Origin of the sequence: Amycolatopsis pretoriensis (assembly GCF_900107925.1) — a bacterium.
In the GTDB taxonomy this organism is placed as follows: domain Bacteria; phylum Actinomycetota; class Actinomycetes; order Mycobacteriales; family Pseudonocardiaceae; genus Amycolatopsis; species Amycolatopsis pretoriensis.
Window position 1 is genome coordinate 611,661 of record NZ_FNUJ01000001.1, and the last position, 20,712, is coordinate 632,372.

Here is a 20,712-nt window from a genome sequence, read left to right on the forward strand (position 1 = left end):
CGTGGCCGTCGTCGTGCGGATGCTGCTCAGCCGCATCCTCGCCCTGATCCCGCTGCTGCTCGGCGTGATCCTGTTCGTGTTCATCGTGATGCGGTTCGCGCCGGTCGACCCGGCGCTGGCCGCGTTCGACGGCGCGAACGCCACCGCCGAGCAGCTCCAGCAGTTCCGGCTCGAGAACGGGCTGCTGGACCCGCTGCCGCTGCAGTACGTCCACTTCGTCTGGCACCTGGTCCAAGGTGACTTCGGCACCAGCGTCATCACCAAGCAGCCGGTCGGCGAGACCATCGCGACCGCGTTGCCGCTGACCGTCCAGCTGACCCTGCTCGGCCTGGTCATCGCACTGGTGACGGCGCTGGTGCTCGGCGTGACGTCGGCGCTGTTCCGCGACCGCTGGCCGGACAAGCTGATCCGCGTGGTCACCCTGGCCGGGGTCGCCGCGCCGGCGTTCTGGGTGGCGCTGCTGCTGGTCCAGTGGCTGGCGGTCGGGCAGGGGCTGTTCCCGACCAGCGGGTACGTCAGCCCGGCCGACTCCTTCGGCGGCTGGCTGAACTCGCTGACGCTGCCCGCGGTCTCCCTCGCGCTGCCGGTGGCCGCCCAGCTGACCCGGGTGATCCGGACGTCGATGGTCGAAGAGCTGGACAAGGACTACGTCCGCACCGCGCGCGGCGGCGGGCTGCCGCCGGTGGTCGTCGTCGGGCGCAACGTGCTGCGCAACGCGCTCGTCACGCCGCTGACCGTGCTCGGCCTGCGGGTCGGCTACCTGCTGGGCGGCGCGGTCGTCATCGAGACGATGTTCGCGCTGCCGGGGATGGGGCAGAACATGATCCAGGCCGTCACCGACGGCGACACGGCCAAGGTGCAGGGCTTCGTGATCACGATCGCGATCGGGTTCGTGCTGGTCAACCTGATCGTCGACGTCCTGTACCTGATCGCGAACCCGCGCCTGCGGAGCCACGCGTGAACCGCCTGCGCGCGGCTTGGCCCGCGCTCGCGATCCTCGGCGTGCTGCTCCTGGTCGCCGTGCTCGGCACGCTCGTCGCGACGCACAACCCGGACGCGCTGAGCACCGACACCGGCGGCCCCAGCGGGTCGCACTGGTTCGGCACGGACACGTCGGGCCGGGACATCTTCTCCCGGCTCGTCGCCGGCACGCGCTGGTCGCTCGCCATCGGCCTGGGGGCGGTGGCGCTCGCGCTCGTGTCGGGGGCGGTGATCGGGGCGTTCGCGGCGACCTCGCACCGCCGGGTGGACGCCGTGGTCATGCGCGTGCTGGACGTCATCATGGCATTCCCCGGCATCGCGCTGGCCGCGGTCCTCGTCGCGGTCTTCGGCCACGGCATCCTCGTGCTGATCCTGGCCATCGGCTTCCTCAACACGCCCCCGGTGGCCCGGGTGATCCGGGCGAACGTCCTGGCCCAGTACGGCGAGGACTACGTCGCCGCGGAGCGGGTCATCGGAGCGAAGCGGTTCTTCGTGCTGACCCGGCACGTCGCCATCAACTGCGCCGCGCCGGTGCTCGTCTACTGCACGGTCACGGTGGCCGACGCGATCGTCTTCGAGGCGTCCCTGTCGTTCATCGGCGCCGGCATCCAGCCGCCGGACCCGTCGTGGGGCTCGGTGCTCGCCGACGGCAAGGACCTCGTGCTGACCGGCGGCTGGTGGGCGACGCTGTTCCCCGGCCTGCTGATCCTGGTCACGGTCCTGGCGCTGAACATCCTCTCCGAGCGGATCTCCGACGCCTGGGCGGCGCCGTCGGCCCGCGCGGTCAAGGCCGCCGAAGTCGCGAAGGCCGTCGAGGCTCGCGACGACGCCGACACCGCGCCCGTCCTGCCGATCGCCGGGCTGCGGGAGGCGGGGGAGCGGCTCGCCCGCACCGCCCGGTCTCTGGACCACCGGGAGCCGGTCCTCGAAGTCGACCGGCTCCGGATCGCGTTTCCCGGCCGGCACGAGGGGGTCGACGTCGTCGACGGCGTGTCGTTCAGCGTCCGCGCCGGTGAGGTCCTCGGCCTGATCGGCGAGTCCGGCTGCGGCAAGACGCTCACCGCGCTGTCGATCCTCGGCCTGCAGCCGGCGGGCGCACAGGTGTCCGGGCAGATCCGGTTCGCCCAGCGGGACCTGCTGGCCCTGCGGCCCGGCGAACGCCGTTGCCACCTCGGTCACGACATCGCGATGATCTACCAGGACGCGTTGAGCTCGCTCAACCCGGCGATGACGATCCGCGCCCAGCTGAAGCAGTTCACCCGCCGCGGCGGCACCCGCACCCCGGTCGAGCTCCTGGAACTGGTCAACCTGGACCCCGAGCGGACGCTGCGGGCGTACCCGCACGAGCTGTCCGGCGGCCAGCGCCAGCGCGTGCTGATCGCGATGGCGCTCTCACGGGACCCGAAGCTGATCGTCGCCGACGAGCCGACCACCGCGCTCGACGTCACCGTGCAGGCGCAGATCATGGCGCTTCTGCTGCGGCTGCAGGAAGAACTGGGTTTCGCGCTCGTCCTCGTCTCGCACGACCTCGCGCTGGTGTCCGAGATCGCCGACCGCGTCGTCGTCATGTACGGCGGCCAGGTCGCCGAGCTCGGCACCACCGCCGAAGTCGTCGGGTCGCCCCGCCACCACTACACGCGCGGCCTGCTCAGCGCCGTGCTGTCGCTGGAGGAGAACGAGGCCCGCTTGACGCAGATCAAGGGCGTCGTCCCGGCCCCGGCCGAGTTCCCGGCCGGCTGCCGGTTCGCCGACCGCTGCCCGGCCGCCCGCGCCAAGTGCCACGAAGAAACGCCGGTCCGGTTCGGCGAGCCGGTCGACCACCTGGTCGCCTGCCACTTCCCGGCGGTCGACATCGCGCGCGAGAAGGAGGCGACGGCGTGAACCTCCTCGAGGTCGACGGCGTCCACGTCGTCCACAAGATCCGCGGCCGCGGCCTGCTCGGCCACCAGCACGTGTACGCCCTGACCGACGCCCACCTCGTGGTGAACCCGGGCGAGACGATCGGCGTCGTCGGCGAGTCCGGCTGCGGCAAGTCGACGCTGGCCAAGGTGATCGTCGGCCTGCAGCGGCCGACCGCGGGAACCGTGCGCTTCCGCGGCGAGCCCCTGGACGGGGGCTCCGGACGCGAGGTCGGCATGGTCTTCCAGGACCCGTCGACGGCGCTGAACCGGCGGCTCGCCGTCGCCAAGATCATCCGCGACCCCCTGGACGTGCACAAAGTCGGGACGCCCGCCGAGCGCGACGACCGCGTCCGGGAGCTGATGTCCCTGGTCGGGCTGCCGACGAGCGTCGCCGACGCCGTGCCGGGCCAGCTCTCGGGCGGTCAGCGCCAGCGCGTCGCCATCGCCCGGGCGCTGGCCCTGCGGCCCGCGTTGCTGGTCGCCGACGAGCCGACGTCGGCCCTCGACGTCTCGGTCCGCGCCCAGATCCTCAACCTGCTGCTCGACCTGCGCGAACAGCTCGAACTGGCGATGGTGTTCGTCTCCCACGACATCCAGACGGTGTCGAAGATGAGCGATCGGATCGTCACGATGTACCTGGGCCGGATCGTCGAGGAGGCGCCGGTCGGAGCCGAGGCCCGCCACCCCTACACGCGGGCGTTGTTCTCCGCGACGCCGAGTCTGCTGCACCCGGTCGAGCCCATCGTGCTGACCGGCCCGGTGCCCTCGGCGACCAACCCGCCGAGCGGCTGCCCGTTCCGCACCCGCTGCCCCAAGGCCACCGCCGAGTGCGCGGCCGAGCTGCCACCCCTCGCCGCGGCCGAGGGCGGGCACACCTACCGCTGCATCCACCCCGAGATCCCTACCGAAGTGAGCGCCTGATGCCGAAGTTCGCCGGAATCGTCCCGCCGCTGTGCACGCCGTTGACCGACGACTTCGGCGTGGACACCGACTCGCTGCGGCGCCACGTCGAGTTCCAGCTCGACGCCGGCGTGCACGGCGTCTTCGTCCTCGGCTCCTCCAGTGAGGTCGCCTTCCTGCCCGACGCCCAGCGCCGCGTCGTCGTCGAAACGACGGTCGACCAGGTCGCCGGCCGCGTCCCGGTACTCGTCGGCTGTATCGACATGACGACCCTGCGGGTCGCCGAGCACATCAAGGCCGCCGAGGCCGCCGGGGCCGACGCCGTCGTCGTCACCGCGCCGTACTACACGCGCACGCACGTCGCCGAGGTCGACCGGCACTTCCGGCTGCTGCACGAACGCACGGCGCTGCCGATCGTCGCCTACGACATCCCGGTCGCGGTGCACACGAAGCTCGACGGGGCGATGGTGCTCGACCTGGCCGCCGACGGCGTCCTCGCCGGGCTCAAGGACTCCAGCGGCGACGAGGCGTCCTTCCGCGCCGTCCTGCTCGGCAAGCGGGAGCGCGGCCTCGACTCCTTCGCGGTGTTCACCGGCTCCGAACTCGTCGTGGACGCGGCGCTGGCGATGGGCGCCGACGGCGCGGTCCCGGGTCTCGGCAACGTCGACCCGGTCGGGTACGTGCTCATCCACGACCACTTCAAGTCCGGCAACCTCGCCGCGGCGCGCCGCGAGCAGGAACGCCTGCTGAAGCTGTTCTCGATCACGGCCGTGGCGCCGCCGAGCCGGATGGGCCGCGGCTCGGCCGGGCTCGGCGCCTTCAAGGCCGCGATGAAGATGCGCGGCTTCATCGACAACGCTGTCATGGCGCCGCCGCAGCTTCCGCTGGACGACGAAGAACTGCTGCGGATCAAGGAGAAACTCGCCGAAGCGGGGCTGCTCTGATGCTCCGCTACGGCGCCGACTACAACCCCGAGCACTGGCCCGAAGAGGTCCGCCGGGAAGACCTCAAGCTGATGGCCGAGGCGGGCGTCACGATGGTGACCGCGGGGATCTACTCGTGGGCGGGCGTCGAGCCGCGGCCGGGGGAATGGGACTTCGGCTGGTTCGACGACGTCATGGACGGCCTCGCCGGCGCCGGGATCGGCGTCTGCCTGGCGACGATGACCGCGTCGCCGCCGCCGTGGCTGACGCACGCGCACCCGGAGATCCTGCCGGTGCGCGCCGACGGCGTCCGGCTCTCACCCGGGGCGCGGCAGCAGTTCTGCCCGTCCAGCCCGGTCTACCTCGCGCACGCGGCCCGGCTCGTCACGGAGCTGGCGACGCGGTACGCCGGCCACCCGGCGCTGGCGATGTGGCACGTCGGCAACGAGTTCGGCTGCCACGTCCGGGCCTGCTACTGCGACGAGTCCGCTTCGGACTTCCGCGTCTGGCTGCAGGAGCGGTACGGCACGATCGAGGAGCTCAACGCGGCGTGGACGACCACCTTCTGGGCCCAGCGGTACTCCACCTGGGACGAGATCCTGCCGCCGCGGGTGGCCCCGACGTTCCCCAATCCCGCGCAGCAGCTGGACTTCCACCGGTTCTCCTCCGACGCCGCACTCGGGTGCTTCCTGACCGAAGAGCGGGTGCTGCGCCGCGTCACGCCGGATGTCCCGATCACGACCAACTTCGTCGGCCTGGTCCAGAAAGCCCTCGACTGGCACCGGTGGACACCGCACGAGGACGTCGTCAGCCTCGACTCCTACCCCGACCCCTACGACCCGCGTGCCCACGTCGAGGCCGCGTTCGCCTACGACCTGGTCCGGTCCACGAAGGACCAGCCGTGGATGCTGCTCGAACAGGCGCCCAGCGCGGTGAACTGGCGGCCGCGCAACAGTCCCAAGCCCCCGGGTGCCATGCGGCTCGGCAGCTGGCAGGCCATCGCCCAGGGCGCCGACGCCGTGCTGTTCTTCCAGTGGCGCCAGACCAGCGGCGGCGCCGAGAAGTTCCACTCGGCGATGGTCCCGCACGGCGGCCGCGACACCCGGACGTTCCGCGAGACCGCCGCGCTGGGGCGGGAACTGGCCCGGGTACCCGAACTCGCCGGGATGCGCGTGCGGGCCGACGTCGCCCTGCTGCACGACTGGCCGAGCTGGTGGGGCCTCGAACTCGACTCGCACCCGGCCCGGCTGGAGTACCTGGAGACGCAGCTGGCGCACTACGCGCCGCTGTTCGACGCCAACGTCACCTGCGACGTCGTCCACCCTTCGCGGGATCTCACGTCGTACAAGCTGGTCGTCGTCCCGAACCTGTACCTGCTCGAACCGTCCACCGCCGACAACCTGCGCGCCTACGTCGCGGGCGGCGGGCACCTCGTGGTGTCGTACTTCTCCGGCATCGTCGACGCCTGCGACCGCGCCTACCTCGGCGGCCACCCCGCGCCCCTGCGGGACATCCTCGGCCTGCGGGTCGACGAGTTCTGGCCTCTCGATGACTCTGTCGGCGTGATTTTCGTAGATGGGACAACGGGTTCCGGGACGATCTGGGCCGAGTGGATCGAACCCGAGGGCGCGGAAGCCGTCGCGTCGTTCGCTTCCGGGGAGCTGACCGGCCGTCCGGCGATCACGCGGCACGCGTTCGGCGACGGCGTCGCCTGGTACCTCGGCACCCGGCCCGACCTCGCGCCGCTGTTCGGCCGCATCACCGCCGAAGCCGGGGTGACGCCGGTCCTGGCCACCCCGCCCGGTGTCCAGGCCGTCGTCCGGCACGGCGGGGAAAGCGCTTACCTGATCCTGCTCAACCACGGCACCGAGCCGGTCACCGTCGACCTGCCGCAAGCAGCGCCGGACCTGCTGACCGACCCGTCGCGGCCGGTGCGCGAGGTGCGGCTCGCCCCGCGGGGTGTCGCCGTCCTGAAGGGATGAGAATGAGAACACTGGGGAGATGGGCCGCGCTGGTGGCCTTGGTGTCGAGCACGCTCCTGGCGGTGAGCCCGGCGCAGGCCGAGCCGCAGCTCGACCAGCAAGTCCTGTTCAAAGCTGCGCAGGATCCCGGGTACAGCTGCTTCCGGATCCCGGCGATCGTGGAGTCCGCCCACGGCACGCTGCTGGCGTTCGCCGAGGGCCGCGTCGACAACTGCGGCGACACCGGCGACATCGATCTGGTGCTCAAGCGCTCCACCGACGGCGGCCGGACGTGGTCGCCGCTGCAGGTGGTCAACCGCGGCGGCGGGGACACGCACGGCAACCCGGTGCCCATGGTGGACCGCCGCACCGGCCGGATCGTGCTGATCACGACGTACAACAAGGGGCGGGCCGACGACAAGGCGTGCGACGTCCCGTGCCCGCGCACGCCGCATTCGCAGTACAGCGACGACGACGGCCGCACCTGGTCCACCCCGGTCGACATCAGCGCGCAGGCGAAACTGCCCGACTGGGACTCCTGGTACGCGTCCGGGCCGGTGCACGGCATCCAGCTGACCCGCGGCCGCCACGCGGGACGGCTCGTGTTCGGCGTCAACGCGGAGACCAGCGACGGCACGCACTCGATCGAGAACCACGCCGGGCTCGTGTACAGCGACGACGGCGGCCGCAGCTGGCACGTCGGCGCGGTGAACTCGTACCCGCACCCGGTCGGCGGGACGTACACGCAGAAGCCGTCCGAAGTGACGGTGGCCGAGCTGCCGGACGGCTCGATCTACGCCGGCGGCCGCGAGCAGGGCGGCACCGACATCGGCAACCGCGACTCCGCGATCAGCCGCGACGGTGGCGAGACGTTCACCAGGTCCTTCACCACCATCCCCGACCTGGTGACGCCGATGGTGCAGGGGTCGATCCTGCGGGTGGGCGACCGGCTGCTGTTCTCCTCGCCGTCGGACACCGACCGGCGGCGCTGGATGATGATCCGCTCGTCCTACGACAACGGCCGGACGTGGGAGAACGCCGAACAGGGCACGCAGATCACGACGGACTGGTCGGGCTACTCGGATCTGGTGCGGATCAGCGGCTCGAAGATCGGGCTGATGTACGAAGGTGGCGCGGTCGACGCGCGGGACGAGATCCGCTTCGCACGCTTCGACGAATCCTACCTGGGCCGGCACAACTCCGCGGGACCGTCCACACCGGACGTTTCCGGGCACGCGGACGCGCGGGTCCTCGGCGGTGCTTCGGTGACCCCCGGCCGGTTCGGCGGCGCGGTGACGCTGGACGGCGTCGACGACTACGTCCGCGTGCCGTACGACCCGGCGCAGCCCCCGGGCGACGGCGACCTCACGTGGACGGGGTGGTTCCGGTACGGCGCCACGAAGGGCAACCAGGTGCTGTTCTGGCTCGGCGGAATGGGCACGACGGCACCGCAGCTGTGGTTGCGCGGCGAGCCGGCCAACCACCGGCTCATCGCGATGATGACCACCGCCGCCGGGAGCGCGTCGATCACGTCGGCGCAGGCGTACGACGACCAGGCGTGGCACCACGTGGCCCTGGAACGCACCGGCGGGCAGCTGCTGCTGTGGGTCGACGGCGTCCAGGTCGCGTCCGGCGCCGCGGCCGCCGGGTCGGTCAGCCAGACCGTGTCGTTCCAGCTGCAGCTGGGGCAGCGGCTGGACAACCAGTTCCGCTGGAACGGCTCGTTCGACGAGGTCCGCTTCTACCGCCGGGCCTTGACGACGTCGGAACTCGACGCGATCCGCGTGCGGAACGCGCCGGCCCCGGCCGGCCAGGTCCTGCGGCTCCCGTTCGACCGCCTCCACGGCTGACCTCCTTATGGCCCTTATCCGGCGGGCTCGGAATTGGTTCACTTCCTCCGTGAGGATCTTGGGTGCGCTGCTCACCGTCCTGCTCGTCGCCACCGGCCTGGCGGTCCCCGTGACCGTCGCCGCGGCGGATCCGCCCTCCTGGACCGGGCCGCTCAGCACCCGCGGCCGGTACATCGTCGACGCGCACGGTGACCGCTTCAAGCTGAAGGCCGCCAACTGGCACGGCGCGAGCGGCACGTGGACCGGCTCCGGTGACGTGAACGACCCGGCGAACCACCACGCCGGCGAGATCGCCTACCAGACGCCGCTCGGGCTGGACCGCGCGTCGATCGACACGGTCATCGACGGGCTCGCCCAGCTCGGCCTGAACAGCGTCCGGCTGCAGTTCTCCAACGCGATGCTGCACGACACCCGGCCGGTGCCGGACCTGCCCGCCAACCCGGACCTGCACGGCCTGACCCCGCTGCAGGTCTACGACCGCGTCGTCGACCGGCTGACCGCGCGCGGGTTCGCCGTCATCCTCAACAACCACACCACGACCTCGCGCTGGTGCTGCGGGCTCGACGGCAACGAGCGCTGGAACACCGCGCAGACCGAACAGCAGTGGCAGGACGACTGGCTGTTCATGGCCCGCCGCTACGCCGCGAACAAGCGCGTCGTCGGCGCCGACCTGTACAACGAAGTCCGCCGGAACGCGTTCGACGACCCCAACTGGGGCTGGGGCAACGGCACCGACTGGCAGCGCGCGAGCCAGCAGGTCGCCGACCGCATCCTCACGGAGGCGAACCGCGACCTGCTCATCTTCGTCGAGGGCATCAACTGGACCGGGCTGCCGATCGACGGCTTCGCGCACGGACGCCCGACGCTCGAACCCGCCCGGACGCTGTCGCACACGCTCGTGGACTCGGGCAAGCTCGTCTATTCGGCGCACTTCTACGGCTACACCGGGCCGAACCACTCGGGCGCGACCGGCATCGGCGAGACGCACGACCCGCGTTACCGCGACCTCTCACCCCAGGAACTGCGGGACACCCTGTACCGGCAGGCGTTCTTCGTCTCGGCCGACACCGGCAAGCACTACACCGCGCCGCTGTGGATCAGCGAGTTCGGCGAAGGCCGCAACACCACCGACCCGGCGTCGCGCGCGTTCTTCGAGAACTTCGTGAACCACCTCGCCGAGACCGACACCGACTTCGCCTACTGGCCCGCGGTCGGCTTCCAGACGGGCGGCTCCGGCGACGGCTGGGCGCTGCTCGAATACGACTCCGCGGGCCGCCGCATCGACGTCCTCGACGGCACGGACTGGCGCGGCCCGGCGTGGCAGCGGCTGATCTCCGCGCCGTCCCGCACCGGGCAGATCCCGGACGGCGTGGTGCACTGGTCGATGCTGAACCTCGACTACGGCGACTTCCAGGAGTCACGCCAGGTCCGGGCGCTGCCGGACTGGAACTCCGGCGCCCGCAAGGGCGTCTGCCCGGACGGCCAGCGGCTCGCCGGCCTGGCCCACACCGGCAACCGCGGCCTGTGCACCGGGACGCTCGCCGCCCCGGCCGGGTACGTCGTGGTCCGCGACGAGACCTACGTCGACACCGACTGGGCGTCCGGGTACACGAAGACGCAGTGCCCGCCCGACCACGCGGTCGTCGGGTACAGCGTGCAGGGCGCGGCCTTCTCCGCCGTGCTGTGCGGCCGGTCCGCGACGCCGCTGGGCCGCACCGGCCGCACGGTGTGGTTCGACCGCGGCGACAACCGGCCGTCCGGCGACCCCGGCGGCGACTTCGCGTCGGGGAACTACAAGGGCCAGTGCGCGCCGGGGGAGTACGTCGCCGGCGTCGCCTACACCGGCCGGATCGGGTCGAACCGGACGCCGGACGCGCTGCTCTGCCGGTCCTAGAGTCCTAGACCGTCCGGCAGGTCAGCTCCGGGCGGCTCGTGGCGTTGCCGCTGCCGGTGAGGGCGATGAAGCCGAACGTCGTCGCGCCGCCCGCGTCGAGTTTCGCGTTCCAGGCCGCGTTGTCGACCGTGACGGTGGTGCCCTCGACGGTGAAGTTGCCGTTCCACAGGCCGGTGATGTGGTGGCCACCGGGCAGGGACCAGCGGACGCTCCAGCCGGACAGGCCGCCGGTGCGGTCGTTGCGCACCGTCACCTCGACCTGGTAGCCGCCGGGCCAGGAGTTCGTCACCTGGTAGTTGGCGGCGCAGCCCAGGTCCGGCGGCGGACTGCTGCTGGTGGTGGTCGTCGGTGGCGGGGTCGCCGAGGTCGTCGCCGGGGCGGCGATCGGCGTCGCGTCCGGGACGAGCGCCGTCCCGATCAGCACGCCGGCGGCCAGCAGGACGGCTCCGCCCGCGGCGGCCAGTACGACCCGGCGGCGAGGACGGCGGACGCGCAGCAGCCGGGTCTCGGTGCGGGGCCGCGGGCGCGGTGGCGGTAGCGGGCGGCCGTCGGTGACGGCTTGGAACAGCTCCTGGACCTCCGCCATCGCCGGGCGCTGAGCGGGGTCGCGCCGCAAGAGCCGGCCGAGGACCTCGGCGAGCGGGCCGCTGTGCCGCGGCGGGGTCGGCTCTTCGCGGGCGACGCGGAGCAGGAGGACGATCGGGTTGTCGTCGTTGCCGAACGGCGGCCGGCCTTCGAGGGCGCGGTAGAGCGTCGCGCCGAGGGAGAACACGTCGGCCGGGAAGCCGGCTTCGCCGCCGCCGGCGACTTCGGGGGACAGGTAGGCGGGGGTGCCCGCGATGAAGCCGCCGCCGGTCACGGTGCCTTCGCCGGTGGCGCGGGAGATGCCGAAGTCGGCGATCTTGGCGACGTCGCCGTCGGCGAGCAGGACGTTGGCGGGCGTGACGTCCCGGTGCACGATGCCTTCGGCGTGCGCGGCGGCCAGCGCGGAGGAGACCTGCACACCGATCCGCGCGACCTCGTCGGCGGGCAGGCGGTCGCGGTCGAGCAGGACGTCGGCGAGGCTGCGCGAGGGCAGGTACTCCATGACGAGGTAGGGCTCGCCGCCGTCCTCGACGACGTCGTGCACGGTGACGGCGTGCGGGTGCCGCAGCCGCGCGGTCAGCCGGGCCTCGCGGAGGGCGCGCTGGGCGGCCTGCTCCCCGGCGGCCTGCCCGATGGCGGGGTCGTAGCCGAGCTGCTTGACGGCGACGACGCGGTCGAGCCGCTCGTCCCGCGCCCGCCAGACGACGCCCATCGCGCCCTGGCCGACCCGCGCCGCAAGGCGGTACCGCCCGGCGATCAGCTGTCCTTCGTCGGTCACGACGACCTCCCGGCCTTCCCCGGAACACACGGATGCGGGGAACGATCGGTTCGAGCTTAGCGACGGGCGGCCCGCCCCGCCGACGGGCGCGGCCTGCCGGGGGCAGGCCGCGCCGTCACGCGGTCAGGGCGTGCAGCTGGTCCCACGTCGGGACGTACGGCGTGAACCGCAGCTTCATCCCCGCCTCGGCCGGCAGCTTGTCCGCCTTGCGCGCGTTGCAGCTGCGGGACGCCCCGCCGCACGCCGCCACCGTGTTCAGCCACGACGTCCGCTCGCCGCCGCGGCTCAGCGGCGTCACGTGGTCGATCGTCGTCGCGCGGCCGCCGCAGTACGCGCAGCGGTGGCCGTCGCGCGTCAGCACGCCTCTGCGGGACCAGCGGGGCGGCTGCGTATATCGCCACTTCATCACGACGTACCGCAGCAACCGCACGATCTTCGGGCGCGGGAACAGCCCGTAGGCGAGACCGTCCTCGGCCTCGTGGATCTCGGCGACGTGCCGCACCAGCATCCGGATGGCGTGCGGCACCGAAACCGTCTGCAGCGGCTCGTAGCCGGCGTTCAAGACGAGCACCTTCACAACGCACCTCTTTCCTCTCGGCGAAATCGTCGCCGAGGGGAAAGAGGTGCGTCAATCGTGTTTCAGTGCAGCGGATGCGCGCGGAAGAACCGCCAGATGACCGGCGTGGCGTCGATGACCGTCGGCGTCGCCGAGTCGTTGTTCGGCTTCGTGCTCGGCCAGACGTGCCCGGCGCCCTCGACGCGGTAGTGCTCGAGCGTGCCGCGGCGGTCGCAGCCGAGCCACTTCTGCGCGACGACACCGGAAACCGGCGTCCAGGACACGGGCTTGGGGAAGCAACCGTCCCTTGTGGACCACGCCGCGAGCCAGTCCGGGATCGCCGGGAGACCCTTGGCCGGGTTGCCGGTGTACGGGATCGTCGTGTCGGCCGTGCCGTGGAAGTCGAGGATCGGCGCCGGGCGGCTCGGGTCGCACGCGCCGCCCTGCGGGTAGAACGCGCCCGACACCGGCGCGAACGCCGCGATCCGGCCGGGCAGCCGGCAGGCCAGCACGCCGACGAACCCGCCGCCGTTGGACTTCCCCGCGGCGAAGATCCGGTCGTTGTCGACGCAGAGCGTGCGCTGCAGCGAGTTCAGCAGGTCGCTGGTGAACAGGACGTCGTCCGCGGCGGCGGAGTAGGGCGCGCCGGTCCAGGCCGTCTCGCCGTCGGTGCCGACCAGGCCCTGCGGGTACACCGAGATCGCGTCGAGTGCCGAGAAGCCCGTCAGCTCCTCCTGGTACTGCGACGTGCGCTTGTGCCCGTGGAACGACAGCACCAGCGGGTACGCCCGGCGCGGGTTGTAGTGCGCCGGCAGGTGGACCGTGTACTCGCGGTCGAGGCCGCCGGAGACGACGTGCTGTGTCGTCGTCACCCCGGCCGGGACCGGCGCCGCGCGCCCGCAGCCGGTGGTGCGGACGGGGTGGTCGGCGACCCCCGCCGCGGCGGCGGCGGGAGCGGCGAAAGCGGTGGTCAGGGCAGCGGTCGCGGCGAACGCGGCGGCCCACCGGGGAAGGCGTCCGGGCACTCGATCCTCCTTGATCGGCAGCGGGGCGTGGTCAGCATCACCCCGGCAGCCGGGGGAGTCTGCATTGCGTTCATAAAGTGCGCGGCCGGGACTGTCGGACCCCCTCGGTAGGATCGACCCAACCAAGGCCGCCGCACCCGGAAAGGACCGGAAGTGACCACGCCGATCGAGACGCTGGAGTTCCAGTCGGAAGCGCGTCAGCTGCTGCAGCTGATGATCCATTCGATCTACTCGAACAAGGACACCTTCCTGCGCGAGCTCGTGTCCAACGCCTCCGACGCACTCGACAAGCTGCGCCTGGAGTCCTACCGCGACAAGGACCTCGGCGCGGACACCTCCGACCTGCACATCACGCTGGAGGCGGACGCGGCCGGGCGGACCCTGACCGTCCGGGACAACGGCATCGGCATGACGCGTGACGAGGTGGTGGCGCTCATCGGCACCATCGCCAAGTCCGGCACCGCCGACTTCCTGACCAAGCTGAAGGAGGCGAAGGACGCGGCGGCGTCGCAGGACCTCATCGGCCAGTTCGGCGTCGGGTTCTACGCGAGCTTCATGGTCGCGGACAAGGTCACGCTCGTGACGCGCAAGGCCGGCACCGGCGAAGGCGTGCGCTGGGAGTCGAGCGGCGAAGGCACGTACACGATCGAGCCGGTCGAGGACGCGCCGCAGGGCACCGCGGTGACCCTGCACCTCAAGCCCGAGGACGCCGAGGACCACCTCTACGACTACACGTCCCCGGCCAAGATCCGGGAGATCGTCAAGAAGTACTCCGACTTCATCACCTGGCCCATCCGCATGCAGGGCGAGGGCGAAGACGCCGAGGTCGAGACCGTCAACTCGATGAAGGCGCTGTGGGCGCGTTCGTCGAGCGAGGTCACCGAGGACGAGTACCACGAGTTCTACAAGCACGTCAGCCACGACTGGCAGGACCCGCTCGAGACGATCCGGCTGCAGGCCGAGGGCACGTTCGAGTACCAGGCGCTGCTGTTCCTGCCGTCGCACGCGCCGATGGACCTGTTCCTGCGCGAGCGCAAGCGCGGCGTGCAGCTGTACGTGAAGCGCGTCTTCATCATGGACGACTGCGAGTCGCTGGTGCCGGAGTACCTGCGGTTCGTCAAGGGCGTCGTCGACGCGCAGGACCTCTCGCTCAACGTGTCGCGGGAGATCCTGCAGCAGGACCGGCAGATCCAGCTGATCCGCCGCCGCCTGGTGAAGAAGGTCCTCTCGACGGTCAAGACGATGATGACCGCCGACGCCGAGAAGTACGCGACGTTCTGGCGCGAGTTCGGCCGCGCGGTCAAGGAGGGCCTGCTCGACGACTTCGAGAACCGCGAAGCCATCCTCGAGATCTCGTCGTTCGCCTCGACGCACGACGCGGAGAAGCCGACTTCGCTGCGCGACTACGTCTCGCGGATGAAGGAGGGCCAGGAGCACATCTACTTCATGACCGGCGAGTCGCGCTCCGCGATCGAGAACTCGCCGCACATGGAAGCGTTCCGGGCCAAGAGCTACGAGGTGCTGGTCCTGACCGACCCGATCGACGAGATGTGGGTCGACGGCGTCGGCGGGTTCGACGGCAAGCAGTTCCAGTCGATCGCCAAGGGCCAGGTCGACCTGGAGTCGGACGAGGACAAGAAGGCCACCGAAGTCGCGCGCGAGCAGCAGAAGAAGGACTTCGAGAGCCTGCTGACGTGGATGGGCACGGCGCTGGGCGAGGACGTCAAGGAGGTCCGGCTGTCGTCGCGGCTGACGACGTCGCCGGCGTGCATCGTCGGCGACACGCACGACCTGACGCCGACGCTGGAGAAGATGTACCGCGCGATGGGGCAGGAACTGCCGCCGATCAAGCGGATCCTGGAGCTGAACCCGGAGCACGGGCTGGTGACGGGCCTGCGCGAGGCACACGCTTCCCGGCCGGAGGACGAAGGCCTGGCCGAGACGGCGGAGCTGCTCTACGGGATGGCGCTGCTCGCCGAGGGCGGCGAGCTGGCCGACCCGTCGCGGTTCATCAAGCTGCTGGCGGGCCGGCTGGAGAAGACCCTCTGAGCCGTGGTCGTGAGTGGTGATTCGGGTTGGAACCCGAATTGCCACTCACGACCGGCCGAGCTGTCAGGGGGCCGCGTTCATCAGGTCCAGCGCGCTCTGCTGCCGGGCCGCGTCCGCCTGGTCGAACGGCCCTGCCCACAGCAGCCCGTACGCCTCCGCGCTGTTCCGGTCGTTCGCGTACGCCGAGTTCGCCTGGCGCTGCAGGTACCCCGTGTACGGGTGGTCCGAAAGTGCCGCGTTCAGCACCGCCAGATCCCGCGCGTACACGCCCTTGAACGTCGGCCCGTCCGCGCCGCCGCCTCCGGCCGACTCACCCGGGTCGCGCAGGATGCCGCCCGGGTTCAACGACCCGTTGGCCGTCGACGCGTTCGCCATCGCCCGCGCCTTCGTCAGCAGGCTCGCGTCGCCCGTCGCGCGGTTCAGCTCCGTCAGCGCCGCCAGCGGCACTCCCTGGTTGTACGACCACACCGCCTGGCCGTTGTTCGCGCACGTCGACGTCGTCAAGCCGTCGTTGACCAGGTTCGAGCCGTTGATCATCCCGCTGCCGGCGAACCAGGTCCAGCCGGCCCGGGCGCGGGCCAGGTACGTCGTGTCGCCGCCGATGCGGTTGTGCAGCGCCGCGTTCAGCTGGATGTACAGCGAATTCGGGATCGCGTTCTTGTAGGTGCGCGCCGTGCTCCACCAGACCCCGCCGCCGCAGACGCCGTCCCAGTACGCGTACATGTGGTCCGCGTCGGCGCGCGCGGTGTTCAGGTACTTGCTGTCGCCCGTCAGGTCGTACGCCTTCACCCACGCCAGGCCCCACCAGCCCGTGTCGTCGATGTAGTCGTTGCGGAACTGGCCGCCCTGGGCGCCGAGGTTCTTCGTGTACGTCGTGTCGATCGCGTACCGGTAGCTGCCCATGCCGCTGATCCGGGCGTTGTCGATGATCGCGGTCAGGGCGTTCGCCGAGTTCCACCAGCCGGTCGTGTCGAACAGGCCGGTGCCCTGGTTGTACCGCTCCATCAACGCCGTCGCGGCCGCCGTGCGGCGGTCCCCCGCGTTCCACGTCGTGCGGGCCCAGCCGGTGCACGCGATCGTGCCCGAACCGGCGGGCTGCCCACACGCTCGCAGGAGTCCGACCCCGCGGTTGTTCCAGTCGTCGGCGTTGTACATCAGCGTCCGCCAGCCGGTGCTGCCCGACGGCGTCGCCGTGTCGCCCAGTTTGCTGCCCGAGGCCCACGTGCGCCCGGCGTCGAACGAGCGGTCCAGCCAGACGTGGTCGCCGGGCGCACCGCCGGTGATCGCCGCCCAGCCCATGTCGTCGCCGTCGTCGAGGTGCAGGGACAGCCGGCGGCCGCTGACGGTCGCCGAAGCGCCTTCGCGGTCGCCGGGGGAGAGGGCGGGATCCCGGGCGTCGCAGTACTTGTCGCAGATCGTCGCCAGTGGGGCGGCGGCGGGGGCGGGGGCCGGGGTGGGCGTGGCCGCGAGGACCACGGTCAGCAGGGGGACCAGGAAGCTCATCTGTCACCTTCCGCGCTGAAGGGCGATGCTTCCATTTTCGGGAGCTAATAATATTGGTCCAGTCCTTACCCGGACAGGTTTCGGACAGGAATTCCCGCGGTAACCCCCGGCCATGACGAATCTCGACGCGTTCGTGCTCGCCCGGCTCGCGGAGGACGAAGACCGCGTCCGCGACGGTGAACTGCCGCTGCTCGACGAGGCCGAACGGCGGGGCAGGCTGCGGATCATGTACGCCGACGACGGCGACGGCCTGATCCTCGCCGGCGGGCCGGTCGAAGCGATGGAGGACCGGCACCCGGTGCCGTTCGCCGAGAAGGCCGAGTTCCTGCGCCGCGAGATCCGGGACGTCCACGACGACGCGTCCGTGAAGCTGATCGCTTCCGTGTACGAGGCCCACCCCGACTGGCAGGACGGCTGGCGGCCCTGAGGGTTTCGCGGCCCGGCGGAACGGGAACGTCCAAGCATGTCAGGAACCCTGCTCACCGACGTGACGGCGATTCGCGAAGCGGCGACGCCCCTGCGGAGTCCGCAGGACCTCGACCCGCTGGTCCGGCGCATCGGGCGCGCCCGGATCGTGCTGCTCGGCGGGGCCACCCACGGCACCGCCGAGTTCTACCGCTGGCGCGCCGAACTGACGAAACGGCTGCTGGCCGAACGGGACTTCTCGTTCGTCGCCGTCGAGGGCGACTGGCCGGAGTGCCACCGCGTGCACTGCTGCGTCGCCGGGGCGCCCGGCGCGCCGAACGACCCCGGGCAGGCGCTGTGGGGGTTCCGCCGCTGGCCGACCTGGCGGTGGGCCAACGAAGAAGTGGCCGAGTTCGCTCGCTGGCAGCGCGCGTTCAACGCGACCGGCGACGGCGTCCCGTGCGGCTTCCACGGTCTCGACGTCTACAGCCTGGGGGACACCCTGCGCGGCGTCCTCGACTTCGTCCGCGAGCACGCGCCCGACCAGCTCGACGCGACGATCCGCGCGTTCCGCTGCTTCGAGCCCGGCGGTGCCGATCCGCGCGACCCCGAGCTGGTGCCGGAGAACTGCCGCGAAGAGGTCGTGCGCCGGTTGACGGCGGCCCGCGCCGGGGTGCCGGGCGCCGAGGACTACTACCGCGAACTCCTCCACGGCGGCGTGCGGGCCCGCACCGCCCGCGCCACCCACCTGGGTGACACCCTCGACCGGCTGCTGCAGGCGTACGGCCCGCGCTCGAAGGCCGTGGTGTGGGCGCACAACACGCACGTCGGCGGCACCCTCGGCCGGCTGGCTCGGGAACGGCACGCGGCCGACGGCGTCGTCACGGTCGGGTTCGGCACCCACCACGGCTCGGTGATCGCGGCCGGCCACTGGGGCGGCCCGGCGCGCCGGATGACGGTCGAGCCGGCGCCCCCGGACAGCTTCGAGGGCGTGCTGCACGACGCGGTGCCCGGCGAGGACAGCTTCTTCGTCTTCGGTGACGACGAGTGGGTGCGCGAACCGCGTGAAGAGCGCGCGATCGGCGTCGTCCACCGCGGCGGCGGGTACGTCCCGGCGGCCCGCTACGACGCGTTCGTCCACTGCGACGAGACCACCGCCATCACCCCGCTGCACCACTGGGAGCCGGAGGAGGACATCCCGTTCGTCCCGGCGCAGACCCACGCGCGTGGTGGCTGACGGGCGGCGACTCGCCGGCGCTGAGTTTCGCCGCTTCTGCTCGGCCTCGCCCGCGGTGGCGCGCAGGATCGGCGCGCCCGCGCGGCGCGAGTTCAGCGTCGGCACGATCACGCCGGGGCCCTGCGCGGGTGAAGCTATGGCGGCCCGGATGACGCGGCCGCACGGCCGCGAACGCGCTGAGGCGTTCCTCCGGCTCGAACGCTGCCGGAACGGCCGTCCGCCGGCCGGTCCGGCGGGGCCTCCTCATCGACGAGGGACTCGCACCGGCATCACCCCGACGGTGCCCTGCGCGAAGCCGACGACGTCGTCTGCGTGACCGAACCGCCGGACTTTCGCGCGGTGGGTCAGTGGTACGCGGATTTCCACCAGACGAGTGGCGAAGACGTGCTGCTCCACCTGGCGGAACACCGGGATTGACCGGAAGAGTGGTGGGGTATCACCCGGCGGGGGTACCGACCGGATGGGCAGGCGCGGGATGATCGAACGGGACGGGCTCGGCGCCGCGGCGCGTGGGCTGAGGCAGTACCTGCTGGCCGTCGCGGCCGAGCTGGACGCGCCCGCCTGGTTCTGCGAAGTGGACGCGCCCGCGACGGCGTACCTGGCGCTGGAGCGGCGGCTCGAGCGGTTCCCGGACCACGAGACGGCGTTGCTGTGGGACGAGCGGGACGGCTGGGCCGCCGCCGTCGAATCGGCCACCGGCGAGGACGTGGTCGTGCTCGCCTACCTCGGCGCGGACGTGCTGCCGGCCCCGGCCGCGGTGGTGGCGTTCGTCCACGGGCTCTACGAAGACGACTACCCGGGCCAACCGGATCCCCCGGACTTCCGGAGACCCGGGGCCCCGGACGGCTTCGACGAACGTCTCGCCGCCTACGCCGGCGACGAGACCGTCTGCCTGCCCGAGGGCCAAGCCTAGAATCACCGCGGCGGGAGCACGCAGAACTCGTTGCCTTCGGGGTCCGCGAGCACGATCCACGGGTCGTCCGGCGGATCGTCGAGGACCTTCGCGCCCAGCATCACCAGCCGCTCGACCTCCGCGCGCTGGTCGCCTTCCGCCGGGGCCAGGTCGAGGTGCAACCGGTTCTTCCCGGCCTTCTCCTCCGGGACCGGCTGGAACAGCAGCGCGGGCCCGTCGTCGAAGTCCAGCTGCCGGTAGGTCAAGCCGTGGGAGTCGGTCCAGGTCCGGCTTTTCCCTTGCCCCAGCGCCTGTTTCCAGAACTCCGCCAGCAGGTCCGGTCGGCGGCAGTCGACGGCGATGGCCAGGATCCTCGTCACGCCCGCGTCACCACCCGGTTGATCGCCTCGGCCACCAGGTCCGGTTCGCAGACCGTGACCGTGAGGCCGGGGTGGCGGACCAGGCCCCACGGGTCGATGCCGCCGACCGGCTCCCGGAACCGCAGGCACACGCCGCCTTCGGTGGTCGTGCCGAACGTCAGGCCGCGGTCGGCCAGGGACAGCCGGACGCCCAGCGCGCGCACCGGGCTGAGCGGCCCGCTGACCTCGGCGCCGGCGATGTTGCTCAGCGGGGTCGTGACGAGCCACGGCCCCAACCGCGCGCGCAAGCCGTCCGCGTCCAGCTCCAGGCCGCTGCGGGCGCCCAGTGCACGGCGCAACCACGGGAACCGGACGCAGAAGTCCGCGTGCAGCCGGTAGTGCACGACGACGGCGGTTTCCACGGTCACGCGTTGTCCTCCCCGGTCGTCCGGCGTTGCCGCGCCGAAAGCGAGCGGGCACCGGCGATCCCGAGCACCAGCCCGGCGACGGCGGTGAGCCCGTGCAGCACGTTGTCCGCCCAGTTGATGTTGATCGGGTCGTCGTCCGGCGTGCTGAACGCCGTGGCGAGGACGCCGTACGCGGTCATGCCGGCGAAGCCGACGAACAGCACCCAGCAGTAGATGACCGCCCCGGCGCCACGCGTCGCGGCGAGCAGCCCCAGCACCCCGACGGCCGTGTGGACGAGGTTCAGCAGGGCGCTCGCGCTGAACAGGCCCACCACCTGGTGGGTGGTCACGTGGCCGACCGTCGCGGTTTCCGGCGTCAGCCACCCGGCGATCCCCAGCGCGAGGTAGAGCAACCCGAGCACGGCGACGACCGGCCGGAGCCAGGCGGGGCCGGTCCGGGAGCGGGTCTCGGCGGACGTCATGAAAAGCCTCCTTTTCCCCTTCAC

At 71.8% G+C, this 20,712-nt stretch carries 18 protein-coding genes; 11 read left to right on the forward strand and 7 right to left on the reverse strand.

The features are described 5' to 3' along the window. Window position 1: 1 nt before the first annotated feature. Genes BLV96_RS02995 through BLV96_RS03025 form a run of 7 tightly spaced genes read left to right on the forward strand, consistent with a single transcriptional unit; the run spans window position 2 to window position 10,410 of the window. Window positions 2–961: an ABC transporter permease gene (locus BLV96_RS02995; protein ID WP_086680830.1), complete on the forward strand. Its 960-nt coding sequence runs from the start codon at window positions 2–4 to the stop codon at window positions 959–961. Beyond that, window positions 958–2,862, forward strand: a complete 1,905-nt coding sequence (locus tag BLV96_RS03000; protein WP_086680832.1) for a dipeptide/oligopeptide/nickel ABC transporter permease/ATP-binding protein — start codon at window positions 958–960, stop codon at window positions 2,860–2,862. The genes BLV96_RS02995 and BLV96_RS03000 overlap by 4 nt, the downstream gene beginning before the upstream one ends. Further along, window positions 2,859–3,803 carry an oligopeptide/dipeptide ABC transporter ATP-binding protein gene (locus BLV96_RS03005; protein ID WP_086680834.1) on the forward strand — a complete coding sequence of 315 codons (945 nt, stop codon included), beginning with the start codon at window positions 2,859–2,861 and terminating at the stop codon, window positions 3,801–3,803. The genes BLV96_RS03000 and BLV96_RS03005 overlap by 4 nt, the downstream gene beginning before the upstream one ends. After that, on the forward strand, window positions 3,803–4,726 hold the full coding sequence (locus tag BLV96_RS03010; RefSeq protein ID WP_086680836.1) for a dihydrodipicolinate synthase family protein: 924 nt from the start codon (window positions 3,803–3,805) through the stop codon (window positions 4,724–4,726). Before BLV96_RS03005 ends, BLV96_RS03010 begins: the two co-directional genes overlap by 1 nt. Then, on the forward strand, window positions 4,726–6,687 hold the full coding sequence (locus BLV96_RS03015) for a beta-galactosidase (protein ID WP_086680838.1): 1,962 nt from the start codon (window positions 4,726–4,728) through the stop codon (window positions 6,685–6,687). Before BLV96_RS03010 ends, BLV96_RS03015 begins: the two co-directional genes overlap by 1 nt. Window positions 6,688–6,689: 2 nt before the next feature. Further along, a complete protein-coding gene (locus tag BLV96_RS03020; RefSeq protein WP_091388714.1) occupies window positions 6,690–8,516 on the forward strand; it encodes a sialidase family protein in 1,827 nt (608 codons plus the stop codon). Window positions 8,517–8,574: 58 nt separating this feature from the next. Further along, window positions 8,575–10,410 carry a glycoside hydrolase family 5 protein gene (locus BLV96_RS03025; protein ID WP_425266167.1) on the forward strand — a complete coding sequence of 612 codons (1,836 nt, stop codon included), beginning with the start codon at window positions 8,575–8,577 and terminating at the stop codon, window positions 10,408–10,410. Between the two features lie 4 nt (window positions 10,411–10,414). Here BLV96_RS03025 and BLV96_RS03030 read toward each other — a convergent pair whose 3' ends face one another. From BLV96_RS03030 to BLV96_RS03040, 3 genes are all read right to left on the reverse strand, one after another. Then, complete coding sequence (locus tag BLV96_RS03030; protein WP_086680844.1) at window positions 10,415–11,773, reverse strand: protein kinase domain-containing protein; 1,359 nt, start codon at window positions 11,771–11,773, stop codon at window positions 10,415–10,417. Between the two features lie 115 nt (window positions 11,774–11,888). Beyond that, window positions 11,889–12,350 (reverse strand): HNH endonuclease, encoded by a 462-nt coding sequence (locus tag BLV96_RS03035; protein ID WP_086680845.1) that lies wholly within the window; start codon window positions 12,348–12,350, stop codon window positions 11,889–11,891. A 62-nt stretch (window positions 12,351–12,412) separates the two neighbouring features. Further along, on the reverse strand, window positions 12,413–13,354 hold the full coding sequence (locus BLV96_RS03040; RefSeq protein WP_086680847.1) for a CE1 family esterase: 942 nt from the start codon (window positions 13,352–13,354) through the stop codon (window positions 12,413–12,415). Window positions 13,355–13,507: 153 nt separating this feature from the next. Here BLV96_RS03040 and htpG point away from each other — a divergent pair, with 153 nt between their 5' ends. Then, window positions 13,508–15,403 carry a molecular chaperone HtpG gene (htpG, locus tag BLV96_RS03045; protein ID WP_086680849.1) on the forward strand — a complete coding sequence of 632 codons (1,896 nt, stop codon included), beginning with the start codon at window positions 13,508–13,510 and terminating at the stop codon, window positions 15,401–15,403. Between the two features lie 63 nt (window positions 15,404–15,466). Here the strand turns inward: htpG and BLV96_RS03050 are convergent, their stop codons facing one another. Further along, window positions 15,467–16,906, reverse strand: coding sequence for a glycoside hydrolase family 76 protein (locus BLV96_RS03050; RefSeq protein WP_091388715.1), 1,440 nt, complete (start codon window positions 16,904–16,906; stop codon window positions 15,467–15,469). A gap of 112 nt (window positions 16,907–17,018) precedes the next feature. On the opposite strand from BLV96_RS03050, the gene BLV96_RS03055 reads away from it, so the two are divergent. The 3 genes from BLV96_RS03055 to BLV96_RS03070 all read left to right on the forward strand — a co-directional run bounded on the left by BLV96_RS03055 (window position 17,019) and on the right by BLV96_RS03070 (window position 19,461). After that, complete coding sequence (locus BLV96_RS03055; RefSeq protein ID WP_091388718.1) at window positions 17,019–17,333, forward strand: hypothetical protein; 315 nt, start codon at window positions 17,019–17,021, stop codon at window positions 17,331–17,333. A 36-nt stretch (window positions 17,334–17,369) separates the two neighbouring features. Further along, window positions 17,370–18,548 carry an erythromycin esterase family protein gene (locus tag BLV96_RS03060; protein WP_091388720.1) on the forward strand — a complete coding sequence of 393 codons (1,179 nt, stop codon included), beginning with the start codon at window positions 17,370–17,372 and terminating at the stop codon, window positions 18,546–18,548. Between the two features lie 475 nt (window positions 18,549–19,023). Beyond that, a complete protein-coding gene (locus BLV96_RS03070) occupies window positions 19,024–19,461 on the forward strand; it encodes a DUF6292 family protein (RefSeq protein ID WP_086684799.1) in 438 nt (145 codons plus the stop codon). 2 nt (window positions 19,462–19,463) lie between these two features. Here the strand turns inward: BLV96_RS03070 and BLV96_RS03075 are convergent, their stop codons facing one another. Genes BLV96_RS03075 through BLV96_RS03085 form a run of 3 tightly spaced genes read right to left on the reverse strand, consistent with a single transcriptional unit; the run spans window position 19,464 to window position 20,688 of the window. Then, window positions 19,464–19,820: a VOC family protein gene (locus tag BLV96_RS03075; protein WP_086684802.1), complete on the reverse strand. Its 357-nt coding sequence runs from the start codon at window positions 19,818–19,820 to the stop codon at window positions 19,464–19,466. Continuing rightward, window positions 19,817–20,227 (reverse strand): hypothetical protein, encoded by a 411-nt coding sequence (locus tag BLV96_RS03080; protein ID WP_086684806.1) that lies wholly within the window; start codon window positions 20,225–20,227, stop codon window positions 19,817–19,819. Before BLV96_RS03080 ends, BLV96_RS03075 begins: the two co-directional genes overlap by 4 nt. After that, the gene (locus BLV96_RS03085) at window positions 20,224–20,688 is read right to left on the reverse strand and encodes a DUF4383 domain-containing protein (protein ID WP_086684809.1); all 465 of its coding nucleotides are present in this window, start codon (window positions 20,686–20,688) and stop codon (window positions 20,224–20,226) included. The genes BLV96_RS03080 and BLV96_RS03085 overlap by 4 nt, the downstream gene beginning before the upstream one ends. Between the last annotated feature and the right edge of the window lie 24 nt (window positions 20,689–20,712).

Bases quoted from the DNA above. Each gene is read 5' to 3' on its own strand.
- BLV96_RS03010 (WP_086680836.1), top strand. From the start codon at position 3,803: ATGCCGAAGTTCGCCGGAATCGTCCCGCCGCTGTGCACGCCGTTGACC.
- BLV96_RS03015 (WP_086680838.1), top strand. From the start codon at position 4,726: ATGCTCCGCTACGGCGCCGACTACAACCCCGAGCACTGGCCCGAAGAG.
- BLV96_RS03020 (WP_091388714.1), top strand. From the start codon at position 6,690: ATGAGAACACTGGGGAGATGGGCCGCGCTGGTGGCCTTGGTGTCGAGC.
- BLV96_RS03050 (WP_091388715.1), bottom strand. From the start codon at position 16,906: ATGAGCTTCCTGGTCCCCCTGCTGACCGTGGTCCTCGCGGCCACGCCC.
- BLV96_RS03055 (WP_091388718.1), top strand. From the start codon at position 17,019: ATGACGAATCTCGACGCGTTCGTGCTCGCCCGGCTCGCGGAGGACGAA.
- BLV96_RS03060 (WP_091388720.1), top strand. From the start codon at position 17,370: ATGTCAGGAACCCTGCTCACCGACGTGACGGCGATTCGCGAAGCGGCG.
- BLV96_RS03070 (WP_086684799.1), top strand. From the start codon at position 19,024: ATGATCGAACGGGACGGGCTCGGCGCCGCGGCGCGTGGGCTGAGGCAG.
- BLV96_RS03085 (WP_086684809.1), bottom strand. From the start codon at position 20,688: ATGACGTCCGCCGAGACCCGCTCCCGGACCGGCCCCGCCTGGCTCCGG.